This window comes from Streptomyces sp. NPDC031265, from assembly GCF_055570295.1.
The window spans coordinates 44,881-57,752 of record NZ_JBVIHM010000013.1; the positions used below are offsets into that span (position 1 = coordinate 44,881).

General features: G+C 70.8%; 14 protein-coding genes. All 14 read left to right on the forward strand.

Annotated features, from left to right (window positions below):
- The first annotated feature begins 236 nt into the window (after positions 1–236).
- Positions 237–896, forward strand: a complete 660-nt coding sequence (gene pgsA, locus ACZ499_RS20880; RefSeq protein ID WP_468676894.1) for a phosphatidylinositol phosphate synthase — start codon at positions 237–239, stop codon at positions 894–896.
- Positions 893–1,789, forward strand: coding sequence for a phosphatidylinositol mannoside acyltransferase (locus ACZ499_RS20885; RefSeq protein WP_468676895.1), 897 nt, complete (start codon positions 893–895; stop codon positions 1,787–1,789). The genes pgsA and ACZ499_RS20885 overlap by 4 nt, the downstream gene beginning before the upstream one ends.
- Positions 1,786–2,946 carry a glycosyltransferase family 4 protein gene (locus ACZ499_RS20890; RefSeq protein ID WP_468676897.1) on the forward strand — a complete coding sequence of 387 codons (1,161 nt, stop codon included), beginning with the start codon at positions 1,786–1,788 and terminating at the stop codon, positions 2,944–2,946. The genes ACZ499_RS20885 and ACZ499_RS20890 overlap by 4 nt, the downstream gene beginning before the upstream one ends.
- 203 nt (positions 2,947–3,149) lie before the next feature.
- A complete protein-coding gene (locus ACZ499_RS20895; protein ID WP_468676899.1) occupies positions 3,150–3,695 on the forward strand; it encodes a hypothetical protein in 546 nt (181 codons plus the stop codon).
- Between the two features lie 165 nt (positions 3,696–3,860).
- A complete protein-coding gene (gene pdxS, locus ACZ499_RS20900; protein ID WP_406345355.1) occupies positions 3,861–4,775 on the forward strand; it encodes a pyridoxal 5'-phosphate synthase lyase subunit PdxS in 915 nt (304 codons plus the stop codon).
- Between the two features lie 7 nt (positions 4,776–4,782).
- Positions 4,783–5,370 (forward strand): pyridoxal 5'-phosphate synthase glutaminase subunit PdxT, encoded by a 588-nt coding sequence (pdxT, locus tag ACZ499_RS20905; protein ID WP_385546794.1) that lies wholly within the window; start codon positions 4,783–4,785, stop codon positions 5,368–5,370.
- A gap of 62 nt (positions 5,371–5,432) precedes the next feature.
- Positions 5,433–6,185, forward strand: coding sequence for a YebC/PmpR family DNA-binding transcriptional regulator (locus ACZ499_RS20910; protein WP_385546797.1), 753 nt, complete (start codon positions 5,433–5,435; stop codon positions 6,183–6,185).
- A 119-nt stretch (positions 6,186–6,304) separates the two neighbouring features.
- Positions 6,305–6,850, forward strand: a complete 546-nt coding sequence (gene ruvC / locus ACZ499_RS20915) for a crossover junction endodeoxyribonuclease RuvC (protein WP_468676902.1) — start codon at positions 6,305–6,307, stop codon at positions 6,848–6,850.
- The gene (gene ruvA, locus ACZ499_RS20920; RefSeq protein WP_468676904.1) at positions 6,847–7,452 is read left to right on the forward strand and encodes a Holliday junction branch migration protein RuvA; all 606 of its coding nucleotides are present in this window, start codon (positions 6,847–6,849) and stop codon (positions 7,450–7,452) included. Before ruvC ends, ruvA begins: the two co-directional genes overlap by 4 nt.
- A gap of 25 nt (positions 7,453–7,477) precedes the next feature.
- On the forward strand, positions 7,478–8,557 hold the full coding sequence (gene ruvB, locus ACZ499_RS20925) for a Holliday junction branch migration DNA helicase RuvB (RefSeq protein ID WP_385546806.1): 1,080 nt from the start codon (positions 7,478–7,480) through the stop codon (positions 8,555–8,557).
- 169 nt (positions 8,558–8,726) lie between these two features.
- Positions 8,727–9,191 (forward strand): preprotein translocase subunit YajC, encoded by a 465-nt coding sequence (gene yajC / locus ACZ499_RS20930; RefSeq protein ID WP_468676907.1) that lies wholly within the window; start codon positions 8,727–8,729, stop codon positions 9,189–9,191.
- Positions 9,192–9,335: 144 nt separating this feature from the next.
- A complete protein-coding gene (secD, locus tag ACZ499_RS20935; protein ID WP_468676909.1) occupies positions 9,336–11,105 on the forward strand; it encodes a protein translocase subunit SecD in 1,770 nt (589 codons plus the stop codon).
- Position 11,106: 1 nt separating this feature from the next.
- Positions 11,107–12,213 (forward strand): protein translocase subunit SecF, encoded by a 1,107-nt coding sequence (gene secF, locus ACZ499_RS20940; protein WP_468409000.1) that lies wholly within the window; start codon positions 11,107–11,109, stop codon positions 12,211–12,213.
- On the forward strand, positions 12,210–12,752 hold the full coding sequence (locus ACZ499_RS20945; RefSeq protein WP_468676910.1) for an adenine phosphoribosyltransferase: 543 nt from the start codon (positions 12,210–12,212) through the stop codon (positions 12,750–12,752). Before secF ends, ACZ499_RS20945 begins: the two co-directional genes overlap by 4 nt.
- Positions 12,753–12,872: the final 120 nt, after the last annotated feature.

A 12,872-nucleotide genomic window follows, 5' to 3' on the forward strand; every position in this document is an offset into this window, starting at 1 on the left:
AAGGGCGCGGCCGCGCGGAATCCTCCCCCGGCCTCCGGCCGGGGAGGACCCCGGCGGAGGCGGCTTCGCGTGCCCGCGGTCTTTCCAGCGTTCCACTCCGGTCACTGTGCGTCCATACGTCGTACGGGAACGCGGGCAGTGAAGGGTGCGCGGCGGTGGAGGTCTCCGGGCCTGGCTACGATGGGCCAGCCGGCGGCCAGCAGGGCCGCGCGGCCACACCGACCGTCGGGAAGGCCATGCTGAACAAGTACGCGCGTGCATTCTTCACGCGTGTCCTCACGCCGTTCGCCGCGTTTCTGCTCCGCCGGGGGGTGAGCCCGGACGCCGTGACCCTGCTCGGCACGGCCGGAGTGATGGCGGGTGCGCTGGTCTTCTTCCCCCGGGGCGAGTTCTTCTGGGGCACCATCGTCATCACCCTGTTCGTCTTCTCCGACCTGGTCGACGGCAACATGGCCCGCCAGGCGGGGATCTCCAGCCGCTGGGGCGCGTTCCTCGACTCGACGCTCGACCGCGTCGCGGACGGCGCGATCTTCGGCGGCTTCGCCCTCTGGTACGCGGGCAGCGGCGACAACGACGTCCTGTGCGCGGTCTCCATCTTCTGCCTGGCCAGCGGCCAGGTCGTCTCGTACACCAAGGCGCGCGGCGAGTCGATCGGGCTGCCGGTCGCCGTCAACGGCCTGATCGAGCGGGCCGAACGCCTGGTGATCTCGCTGGTCGCGGCCGGTCTCGCGGGGCTGCACAAGTTCGGCGTGCCCGGCATCCAGATCCTGCTGCCGATCGCGCTGTGGATCGTGGCCGTGGGCAGCCTGATCACGCTGATCCAGCGGGTGGTGACGGTGCGCCGCGAGGCCGCGGAGGCCGACGCCGCCGCCAGGACCAGTGAGGCCGCCTCATGAGGGAACGGCTGACGGACACGCTCTACGGACTGGGCTGGGCCACCGTCAAGAAGCTCCCCGAGCCGATGGCCACGGGCCTGGGCCGGCGAATCGCGGACACGGTGTGGAAGCGGCGCGGCAAGAGCGTGCTGCGCCTGGAGTCCAACCTCGCGCGCGTGGTGCCCGACGCCTCCCCGCAGCGCCTGGCCGAGCTGTCCAAGGCCGGGATGCGCTCGTACATGCGGTACTGGATGGAGTCGTTCCGGCTGCCTGCCTGGAGCAGGGACCGGATGAAGACCGGTTTCGAGCCGAGGGACCTCCACCACCTCACCGACGGCCTCGCCTCCGGGCGGGGCGTGGTCCTGGCGCTGCCGCACATGGGCAACTACGACCTGGCGGGCGCCTGGGTCACGACCAAGCTGGACACCCCGTTCACCACGGTCGCCGAGCGGCTCAAGCCCGAGACGCTGTACGACCGGTTCGTCGCCTACCGCGAGAGCCTGGGCATGGAGGTCCTGCCGCACACCGGCGGCTCGGCCTTCGGCACGCTGGCCCAGCGGCTGCGGGCGGGCGGCCTGGTCTGCCTGGTCGCGGACCGCGACCTGTCCGCCTCCGGCGTCGAGGTGAAGTTCTTCGGGGAGGCCGCGCGGATGCCGGCCGGGCCGGCGCTGCTGGCCCAGCAGACGGGCGCGCTGCTGCTGCCCGTGACGCTCTGGTACGACGGGTCGCCCGTCATGCGGGGCAGGGTGCACCCGCCGATCGACGTGCCCGAGACGGGCACGCGCACGGAGAAGACGTCCGTGATGACCCAGGCGCTGGCGGACGCCTTCGCCACCGGAATCGCCGAACACCCGGAGGACTGGCACATGCTGCAGCGACTGTGGCTCGCCGACCTTGAGGAGCGCCGGGCGTGAGGATCGGCATCGTCTGCCCGTACTCCTGGGACGTACCGGGCGGCGTCCAGTTCCACATCAGGGACCTGGCCGAGCATCTGATCCGGCGCGGCCACGAGGTCTCCGTGCTCGCCCCCGCCGACGACGAGACGCCGCTCCCGCCGTACGTGGTCTCGGCGGGCCGGGCGGTCCCCGTCCCGTACAACGGCTCGGTGGCCCGGCTGAACTTCGGCTTCCTGTCGGCGGCCCGGGTGCGGCGGTGGCTGCACGAGGGCACCTTCGACGTGATCCACATCCACGAGCCCGCCTCACCCTCCCTCGGCCTGCTGAGCTGCTGGGCGGCGCAGGGCCCGATCGTGGCGACGTTCCACACGTCCAACCCGCGCTCGCGGGCGATGATCGCGGCGTACCCGATCCTGCAGCCCGCCCTGGAGAAGATCAGCGCGCGGATCGCGGTGAGCGAGTACGCGCGGCGCACGCTGGTCGAGCATCTCGGCGGCGACGCGGTGGTGATCCCCAACGGCGTCGACGTCGACTTCTTCGCCAAGGCCGAGCCGAGGCCCCAGTGGCAGGGCGACACGCTCGGCTTCATGGGCCGCATCGACGAGCCGAGGAAGGGCCTGCCGGTCCTGATGAGGGCGCTGCCCAAGATCCTCGCGGAACGCCCGCAGACCCGCCTCCTGGTGGCGGGCAAGGGCGACGCGGAGGAAGCCGTGGCGTCCCTCCCGGCAGAGATGCGCTCCCGCGTGGAATTCCTGGGCATGGTCAGCGACGAGGACAAGGCGCGCTTCCTGAGCAGCGTCGACGTGTACGTGGCGCCCAACACCGGTGGCGAGAGCTTCGGCATCATCCTGGTCGAGGCGCTGTCGGCCGGGGCGGCGGTCCTGGCGAGCGACCTGGACGCGTTCGCGCAGGTCCTGGACCAGGGCGGCGCGGGCGAACTCTTCGCCAACGAGGACGCGGACGCGCTGGCCGAGGCGGCCGTGGGCCTCCTGTCCGACCCGGCCCGCCGAGCCGGACTCAGAGCCAGGGGCTCCGCCCACGTACGCCGCTTCGACTGGTCGACGGTGGGAGCGGACATCCTCGCGGTCTACGAAACGGTGACGGACGGCGCGGCATCGGTGGCCACGGACGAACGGCCGGGGTTCCGGGCGAGGTTCGGGTTGGCACGGGACTGAGGGCCCGGGGGTTTGTCTGCGGCCAGCCACAGAGAACCTGCAGACGAACGCGGACCGGGGCGCAGCCCCGAAGCGGGGTGCAGGGGCCGCAGGCCCCGCCCCGGGGGCCGGGGGCGTAGCCCCCGGGAAACCCACCTCAACCCACCCGCAGGCCACGCGGCAGCGGGAAGGGGCGGGGCGGGGGCCCGGTAGCCTTGCCGCCCGTGACCGTAACCCTCATCTGGATCGTCGTCGCCCTCGTGGCGACCGGCCTCTACCTCAGCTGGACCGCCGGCCGCCTCGACCGCCTGCACGCCCGCATCGACGCAGCCCGCGCCGCCCTCGACGCCCAGCTGCTGCGCCGCGCCTCGGTCACCCAGGAACTGGCCACCTCCGGCGTCCTGGACCCCGCCGCGTCCATCGTGCTGTACGAGGCGGCGCACGCGGCGCGCCAGGCCGAGGAGGAGCACCGGGAGGTCACCGAGAGCGAGCTCAGCCAGGCGCTGCGGGCCGTCTTCGGCGAGCCCGCCCAGATGGAGGCGGTCCGCGAGGCCCCCGGCGGCGTGGACGCGGCGGAGGAGCTGGCCCAGGCCGTACGCCGGGTCCCGATGGCCCGCCGCTTCCACAACGACGCCGTACGCGCCGCCCGCGCCCTGCGCAGGCACCGCACGGTCCGCTGGTTCCGGCTGGCCGGGCACGCCCCGTTCCCCCTCGCTTTCGAGATGGACGACGAGCCTCCGGTCGCACTCGCGGACCGCCCGGGCTCGTAGCCGTAACCGAAGAGGCACCCGCGCAGACCGCGCCCGCCAGCCAACCGGCCAGGCAAAACGATCCACCGCCTCCACATTGGCCCTTGCTGTGGACTGGTCCACAGGGCCACCCTCTGGGCAGTAGAGAACCCTGCTCCACCCCCTTCTTCACCCCAGCGAGGTCCCGTGTCCAGCACCCTCTCCAACAGCGCCCACACCCCCGAGACCGGCACCGCGCGCGTGAAGCGCGGCATGGCCGAGCAGCTCAAGGGCGGTGTGATCATGGACGTGGTCAACGCCGAGCAGGCGAAGATCGCCGAGGACGCGGGCGCCGTGGCGGTCATGGCCCTGGAGCGGGTCCCGGCCGACATCCGCAAGGACGGCGGCGTCGCCCGGATGTCCGACCCCAACATGATCGAAGAGATCATCGAGGCCGTCTCCATCCCGGTCATGGCCAAGTCCCGCATCGGGCACTTCGTCGAGGCCCAGGTGCTGCAGTCCCTCGGCGTCGACTACATCGACGAGTCCGAGGTCCTCACCCCGGCCGACGAGGTCAACCACAGCGACAAGTTCGCCTTCACGACCCCGTTCGTCTGTGGCGCCACCAACCTGGGCGAGGCCCTGCGCCGTATCGCCGAGGGCGCGGCCATGATCCGTTCCAAGGGCGAGGCCGGCACCGGCAACGTCGTCGAGGCCGTCCGCCACCTGCGCCAGATCAAGAACGAGATCGCCAAGCTGCGCGGCTTCGACAACAACGAGCTGTACGCCGCCGCCAAGGACCTGCGCGCCCCGTACGAGCTGGTCAAGGAGGTCGCCGAGCTCGGCAAGCTCCCGGTGGTGCTGTTCTCCGCCGGTGGCGTCGCCACCCCGGCCGACGCCGCGCTGATGCGCCAGCTCGGCGCCGAGGGCGTCTTCGTCGGCTCCGGCATCTTCAAGTCGGGCGACCCGGCCAAGCGCGCCGCCGCCATCGTGAAGGCCACCACCTTCTACGACGACCCGAAGATCATCGCGGACGCCTCCCGCAACCTGGGCGAGGCCATGGTCGGCATCAACTGCGACACCCTCCCCGAGGCCGAGCGCTACGCCAACCGCGGCTGGTAATCACCTCATGACGAACACCCCCGTTATCGGCGTCCTGGCTCTCCAGGGCGATGTACGGGAGCACCTGATCGCCCTGGCCGCGGCGGACGCCGTGGCCAGGCCGGTCCGGCGCCCCGAGGAGCTCGCCGAGGTGGACGGCCTGGTCATACCCGGCGGCGAGTCCACCACGATCTCCAAGCTCGCGGTCCTCTTCGGGCTGATGGAGCCGCTCCGCGCGCGCGTGGCCGACGGCATGCCCGTCTACGGCACCTGCGCCGGCCTGATCATGCTCGCCGACAAGATCCTCGACCCGCGCTCGGGCCAGGAGACGATCGGCGGCATCGACATGATCGTGCGCCGCAACGCCTTCGGACGGCAGAACGAGTCGTTCGAGGCCACCGTGGAGGTCACCGGAGTCGGCCCTGTCGACGGCGTCTTCATCCGGGCGCCCTGGGTGGAGTCGGTCGGCGCGCGGACCGAGGTCCTCGCGGAGCACGGCGGCCACATCGTGGCGGTGCGCCAGGGCAACGCCCTCGCGACCTCGTTCCACCCCGAGCTGACCGGCGACCACCGGATGCACGCCCTCTTCGTGGACATGGTGCGCGACGCCCGATGACCGGCTCCCGGTAGGATCTCTGCCGAACGACGCAGAATTGGTTACGCGAAGGAGACAGGCAGATGTCCGGCCACTCTAAATGGGCTACGACGAAGCACAAGAAGGCCGTGATCGACGCCAAGCGCGGCAAACTCTTCGCGAAGCTGATCAAGAACATCGAGGTGGCGGCCCGCACCGGCGGCGCCGACATCGACGGCAACCCGACCCTCTTCGACGCCGTGCAGAAGGCGAAGAAGCAGTCGGTGCCCAACAAGAACATCGACTCCGCGCTCAAGCGCGGTGCCGGTCTTGAGGCGGGCGGCGCCGACTACGAGACGATCATGTACGAGGGCTACGGCCCCAACGGTGTCGCGGTGCTCATCGAGTGCCTCACCGACAACCGCAACCGTGCCGCATCGGACGTCCGCGTCGCCATGACGCGCAACGGCGGCAACATGGCCGACCCGGGCTCCGTCTCGTACCTCTTCAACCGCAAGGGCGTCATCGTCCTCCCCAAGGGCGAGCTCTCCGAGGACGACGTCCTCGACGCGGTCCTGGAGGCGGGCGCCGAAGAGGTCAACGACCTCGGTGACTCCTTCGAGATCATCTCCGAGGCCACCGACCTGGTCGCGGTCCGCACGGCCCTCCAGGACGCCGGCATCGACTACGACTCGGCCGACTCCAACTTCGTCCCGACCATGCAGGTCGAGCTGGACGAGGAGGGCGCGCGCAAGATCTTCAAGCTGATCGACGCGCTGGAGGACAGCGACGACGTGCAGAACGTCTTCGCCAACTTCGACGTCTCCGACGAGGTCATGGAGAAGGTCGACGCGTAACGCTGCCGCGAGCTGAGCGGTTTCGGCGGGCCGATGGGACACGTCCCACCGGCCCGCCGCTGTTGTCAGTGGCAGCGGATAGCCTGGCAGCAAGTCGAAGATCACCGAGGGGAGGGGCCGTGCGCGTACTCGGAGTGGACCCCGGACTGACGCGGTGTGGCGTGGGCGTCGTCGAGGGGGTCGCGGGCCGGTCGCTCACCATGCTGGGCGTCGGTGTCGTACGGACGCCCGCGGACGCCGAGTTGGGCCACCGCCTCGTCGCCATCGAGCAGGGCATCGAGCAGTGGCTCGACGAGCACCGGCCCGAATTCGTCGCCGTGGAGCGGGTGTTCAGCCAGCACAACGTGCGTACGGTGATGGGCACCGCCCAGGCGAGCGCCGTCGCCATGCTCTGCGCCTCCCGCCGCGGCATCCCGGTCGCCCTGCACACCCCCAGCGAGGTCAAGGCCGCCGTCACCGGCAGCGGCCGGGCCGACAAGGACCAGGTCGGAGCGATGGTGGCCCGCCTCCTCCGGCTGGACGCCCCACCGAAACCGGCCGACGCGGCGGACGCGCTGGCCCTCGCCATCTGCCACATCTGGCGCGCCCCCGCCGTCAACCGCCTGCAACAGGCGCACGAGCAGGCCCGCCGTGCCCAACTCTCCGTAAAGAAGGTCACGCGATGATCGCCTTCGTCAGCGGCCCGGTCGCCGCCCTCGCCCCCGACACCGCGGTGGTCGAGGTCGGCGGCGTCGGCATGGCCCTCCAGTGCACTCCGAACACGCTTGCCGGTCTCCGTATCGGCCAACAGGCCAAGCTGGCCACGTCGTTGGTCGTCCGGGAGGACTCACTGACGCTGTACGGCTTCGCGGACGACGACGAGAAGCAGGTCTTCGAACTGCTCCAGACCGCCAACGGGGTGGGTCCCCGGCTCGCCCAGGCGGTCCTCTCGGTGCACACGCCGGACGCGCTGCGCCGGGCCTTCGCCTCCGGCGACGAGAAGGCGCTGACCGCCGTCCCCGGCATCGGCAAGAAGGGCGCCCAGAAGCTCCTCATCGAGCTGAAGGACCGGCTCGGCGCGCCCGTCGGCAGCGCCCCGGCCGCCGGCGCCCCGGTCACGGCGGGCTGGCGCGACCAGCTGCACGCCGCCCTGATCGGCCTCGGCTATGCGACGAGGGAGGCCGACGAGGCGGTCGCCGCCGTCGCCCCGCAGGCCGAGGCAGCCGAGACCCCGAACATCGGAGCGCTCCTGAAGGCCGCGCTGCAGACCCTCAACCGCGCCCGCTGACCGAGCCGACGAGAGAACCACACTGATGAACTGGGACGAGACCGGAGCCGACGCCACCGACCCGAGGCTGGTCGACTCGGTGGCCGACGGCGAGGACCAGGCCGTCGAGGCCGCCCTGCGCCCCAAGGACCTGGACGAGTTCGTCGGCCAGGAGAAGGTCCGCGAGCAGCTCGACCTGGTGCTGCGGGCCGCCCGCGCACGCGGCGCCACCGCCGACCACGTGCTGCTCTCGGGCGCCCCCGGCCTCGGCAAGACCACGCTCTCGATGATCATCGCGGCCGAGATGGGCGCCCCCATCCGGATCACCAGCGGCCCGGCGATCCAGCACGCGGGTGACCTCGCCGCGATCCTCTCCTCCCTCCAGGAGGGGGAGGTCCTCTTCCTCGACGAGATCCACCGGATGTCGCGGCCCGCCGAGGAGATGCTCTACATGGCGATGGAGGACTTCCGGGTCGACGTGATCGTCGGCAAGGGCCCCGGCGCCACCGCCATCCCGCTGGAGCTGCCCCCGTTCACCCTGGTCGGCGCCACCACGCGCGCGGGGCTGCTGCCGCCCCCGCTGCGCGACCGCTTCGGCTTCACCGGACACATGGAGTTCTACGAGCCCGCCGAGCTGGAGCGCGTGATCCACCGCTCGGCCCGCCTCCTCGACGTGGAGATCGACCCGGCGGGCGCGGCCGAGATCGCCGGCCGCTCGCGCGGCACGCCCCGTATCGCCAACCGGCTGCTGCGCCGCGTCAGGGACTATGCGCAGGTCAAGGCCGACGGCGTGATCACCTGCGACATCGCGGCGGCGGCCCTGCGGGTGTACGAGGTGGACAGCCGTGGCCTTGACCGCCTGGACCGGGCGGTGCTGCAGGCCTTGCTGAAACTGTTCGGCGGCGGCCCGGTCGGCCTGTCCACGCTGGCGGTCGCGGTGGGGGAGGAGCGCGAGACCGTCGAAGAGGTGGCCGAACCCTTCCTCGTACGGGAAGGCCTGCTCGCGCGGACCCCGCGCGGGCGCGTCGCCACCCCCGCCGCCTGGGCGCACCTCGGCCTCGTCCCGCCCCAGCAGGGCCCGGGCGGCGTCTCGGGAAGCGGACAACAGGGGCTCTTCGGGCCGTGACGGCGCGGGTGGGTGCGCGGGGAGGAACCCCGGTGGGATGCTGGGCGTTGTTCCAGCTGTGCGGACTCGCTTAGACTCCGCCGATGCCGCCCTTACATTTACCGGTCGGCATACCCACCCCCAGATCAGGCCGCACTCCTTGCGCGGTCGTGCGAAGGAAGTTCGTCCCGTGAGTCTCGTGACCCTTCTCCCCTTCATCGTCCTCATCGGGGCCATGTTCCTCATGACCCGCTCGGCGAAGAGGAAGCAGCAGCAGGCCGCCTCCATGCGCAATGAGATGCAGTCCGGCACCGGCGTCCGCACCATCGGCGGCATGTACGCCACCGTGAAGGAGATCGGCGACGACACGGTCCTCCTGGAGGTGGCGCCGGGCGTCCACGCCGTATACGCGAAGAACTCGATCGGCGCGGTCCTCTCCGACGAGGAGTACAACCGCATCGTGCACGGCGACTCGGGCGAGACGTCCGACCTCCCGGCCGTGCCGGACGACGCCTCGGCGCTGACCGAGAACGCCGACGACGCGGCCGAGGCCGCCCCGGCGGACGGCAAGATCGACCTGGGCAAGAAGGACGAGGCGGACGACGCCGCCGCGCCCAAGGACGGCAAGGCAGACGGCGAGTCGGACGCGAAGTAACCCCTCTCGGGGACCGCTGGGCGCGCACCCGCGCCCGCCGGTCCCGCCGAGGGTGACGACTTCCACGGGGGACGTCCCCACAACACTTCGTGGCCGCCCAGGCGCATACCCGGCGCGGGCGGTTGGACAGGGAGAAACGACAAGGTGGCAGCACCGAAGAAGGGCCGAAGGCCGGCGGGGGCCCAGGGCAGGCCGGGGCGCACCCTGGTCCTGTTCCTGATCGCCATGGTGGCCCTCGCGGGCGGCATGTTCGCCTCCGGGCACAAGACGCCGCGCCTGGGCATCGACCTCGCCGGCGGTACGAGCATCACGCTCAAGGCCAAGGCCGAGCCCGGCCAGGAAAAGGCGATCAACAAGGCCAATATGGACACCGCGGTTTCGATCATGAACCGTCGTGTCAATGGCCTGGGTGTCTCCGAGGCCGAGGTCCAGACCCAGGGCGATCGCAACATCATCGTCAACATCCCCAAGGGGACGAACTCGGAGCAGGCCCGCCAGCAGGTCGGCACCACCGCCAAGCTCTACTTCCGGCCCGTCCTGACGGTCGCCGCCGGCACCCCGACGAAGCCCGCGCCCAGCACCACGCCGAGCCCCTCGGCCAGCAAGGGCGCGGACAAGAACGGCGACAAGAACAAGCCGTCCTCGACGACATCGGCCAAGCCGAGCTCGAAGTCGACGCCGCAGGGCCGCGCCGTCACCGACGCTCTGAAGGCGGACGGCAAGCCGTCCCCGAAGACCACGCCGTCGACGCCGGGCACGCCGAACACCTCGAAGCCGGGCACGACGCCGCCCACCCCGTCGGCCAACGACGCGGCCGCCGTCGCCAAGCTCCAGAAGGACTTCGAGTCGCTGGACTGCTCCACCAAGGAGTCCCGCGCCAAGGCCGCCTTCGGCAGCAAGGCCACCGACACGATCGCGGCCTGCAGCCAGACGGGTGACGCCAAGTACATCCTCGGCCCGGCCGAGATCGAGGGTACGGACGTCAAGAAGGCCAAGGCGGTCATCGACCAGCAGCGCGGCATGTGGATCGTCCAGATGGACTTCACGGGCAAGGGCTCGAAGAAGTTCCAGTCGATCACCGGCAAGCTGTCGAAGCAGCAGTCCCCGCAGAACCAGTTCGCCATCGCCCTGGACGGCCAGGTCGTCTCGGCCCCGTCGGTGAGCCAGACGCTCAGCGGCAGCGCCGAGATCTCCGGCAGCTTCAACCAGCGCTCCGCCACCGACCTGGCGAACGTGCTCTCCTACGGCGCCCTGCCGCTCTCCTTCGAGGAGCAGAGCGTCACCACCGTCACCGCCGCGCTCGGCGCCGACCAGCTGCACGCCGGTCTGATCGCCGGTGCCATCGGTCTGGCGCTGGTCATCATCTACCTGGTGCTCTACTACCGGGGTCTGGCGCTGGTCGCCATCCTGAGCCTCGTGGTCTCCGCGATCCTCACGTACGTGATCATGGCGCTGCTCGGGCCGGCCATCAACTTCGCGCTGAACCTGCCAGCGGTCTGTGGCGCCATCGTCGCCATCGGTATCACCGCGGACTCGTTCATCGTGTACTTCGAACGGATCCGGGACGAGATCCGCGAGGGCCGCACGCTGCGCCCGGCCGTCGAGCGGGCCTGGCCCCGCGCCCGGCGCACGATCATGGTCTCCGACTTCGTGTCGTTCCTCGCCGCGGCGGTGCTGTTCATCGTGACCGTCGGCAAGGTCCAGGGCTTCGCGTTCACGCTGGGTCTGACCACCCTGCTCGACATCGTCGTGGTGTTCCTGTTCACCAAGCCGGTGATGACGCTCCTGGCGCGCAAGAAGTTCTTCGCCAACGGCCACCCGTGGTCCGGTCTGGATCCGCAGCGACTCGGTGCCAAGCCGCCGCTGCGCCGCTCCCGCCGCACCTCCGCCCCCACCGACCCGAAGGAGGCGTGAGATGTCGCGACTCGGTCATCTCGGCGCCCGGCTCTACCGCGGTGAGGTCGGCTACGACTTCGTCGGCAAGCGGAAGATCTGGTACGGCATCTCGATCCTGATCACCATCACGGCCATCTTGGGCCTGGCGGTGCGGGGTCTGACGATGGGCATCGAGTTCGAGGGCGGCGCGGTCTTCACCACCCCGAAGACCAGCGCCTCGGTCGCCCAGGCGGAGGAGGTCGCGGAGCGGGCCTCCGGCCACGACGCGATCGTCCAGAAGCTCGGCAACAAGGGCCTGCGCATCCAGATCAGCGGCATCGACACCGCGAAGTCGGACGCGATCAAGAGCCAGCTCTCCAAGGAGCTCAAGGTCCCGGCCGAGGACATCAACGCCGACCTGGTCGGTCCCAGCTGGGGCGACCAGATCGCCAACAAGGCGTGGACCGGTCTGATCGTGTTCATGATCCTCGTGGTGATCTATCTGGCGATCGCCTTCGAGTGGCGCATGGCGCTCGCGGCCCTCGTCGCGCTGATCCACGACATCACGATCACCGTCGGTGTCTACGCACTGGTCGGCTTCGAGGTCACCCCGGGCACCGTGATCGGTCTGCTCACTATCCTGGGTTACTCCCTCTACGACACCGTCGTCGTCTTCGACGGTCTCAAGGAGGGCCAGCGCGGCATCACCAAGCAGACCAGGCTCACCTACAGCGAGATGGCGAACAAGAGCCTCAACGGCACCCTGGTGCGTTCCATCAACACCACGATCGTCGCGCTGCTCCCGGTGGCGGGCCTGCTGTTCATCGGTGGCGGCGTCCTCGGCGCCGGCATGCTGAACGACATCTCGCTGTCGCTGTTCGTCGGCCTCGCGGCCGGTGCGTACTCCTCGATCTTCATCGCCACCCCGCTGGTCGCCGACCTCAAGGAGCGCGACCCGCAGATGAAGGCCCTCAAGAAGCGGGTGCTCGCCAAGCGGGCCGCCTCCGCTGCCAAGGGCGAGACGGGCGAGCCGCAGGACGCCGAGCCGCAGGACGGCGCCGATGACGACGACGCGGCCGAGACCGCGGGCGCGGTTGTCGGCCAGCGCCGCCAGCCCTCCCGCAACAACCGGGGGAAGCGCCGATGACGGTCTCCACCCAGGAGCTGCTGCTCAGCCGCATCCGTGATGTGCCGGACTACCCGAAGCCGGGCGTGCTGTTCAAGGACATCACGCCGCTGCTCGCGGACCCGTCCGCCTTCGCGGCCCTGACCGACGCCCTCGCCGAACTGTGCGTACGGCACGGCGCGACGAAGATCGTCGGTCTGGAGGCGCGCGGCTTCATCCTGGCGGCCCCGGTCGCGGTCCGCGCCGGAATCGGCTTCATCCCCGTACGCAAGGCGGGCAAGCTCCCCGGAGCGACGCTCTCGCAGGCGTACGAGCTGGAGTACGGCACGGCGGAGATCGAGGTGCACGCCGAGGACCTGGCCGCGGGCGACCGCGTCATGGTCATAGACGACGTGCTGGCGACCGGCGGTACGGCCGAGGCCTCCCTGGAGCTGATCCGGCGGGCGGGGGCCGAGGTGGCCGGAGTGGCGGTCCTGATGGAGCTCGGCTTCCTGGCCGGGCGGAACCGGCTGGAACCCGCCTTGCGCGGGGCGCCGCTGGAGGCTCTCATCACGCTCTGACCAGGGCAGTAAACGCAGGAGGCGGGGGGGGGGGGGGGGGGGGGGGGGGGGTGATGCTGTTTTGTTCGTGACCTGTCCCCACACCCCTCCCCCGCCAACCCCCCCCCCACCATCGCCACC

Excerpts from the sequence above, each read along its gene's own strand:
- pgsA (WP_468676894.1), top strand. The coding sequence starts at position 237 with ATGCTGAACAAGTACGCGCGTGCATTCTTCACGCGTGTCCTCACGCCG.
- ACZ499_RS20885 (WP_468676895.1), top strand. The coding sequence starts at position 893 with ATGAGGGAACGGCTGACGGACACGCTCTACGGACTGGGCTGGGCCACC.
- pdxT (WP_385546794.1), top strand. The coding sequence starts at position 4,783 with ATGACGAACACCCCCGTTATCGGCGTCCTGGCTCTCCAGGGCGATGTA.
- ACZ499_RS20910 (WP_385546797.1), top strand. The coding sequence starts at position 5,433 with ATGTCCGGCCACTCTAAATGGGCTACGACGAAGCACAAGAAGGCCGTG.
- ruvA (WP_468676904.1), top strand. The coding sequence starts at position 6,847 with ATGATCGCCTTCGTCAGCGGCCCGGTCGCCGCCCTCGCCCCCGACACC.
- ruvB (WP_385546806.1), top strand. The coding sequence starts at position 7,478 with ATGAACTGGGACGAGACCGGAGCCGACGCCACCGACCCGAGGCTGGTC.
- secF (WP_468409000.1), top strand. The coding sequence starts at position 11,107 with ATGTCGCGACTCGGTCATCTCGGCGCCCGGCTCTACCGCGGTGAGGTC.
- ACZ499_RS20945 (WP_468676910.1), top strand. The coding sequence starts at position 12,210 with ATGACGGTCTCCACCCAGGAGCTGCTGCTCAGCCGCATCCGTGATGTG.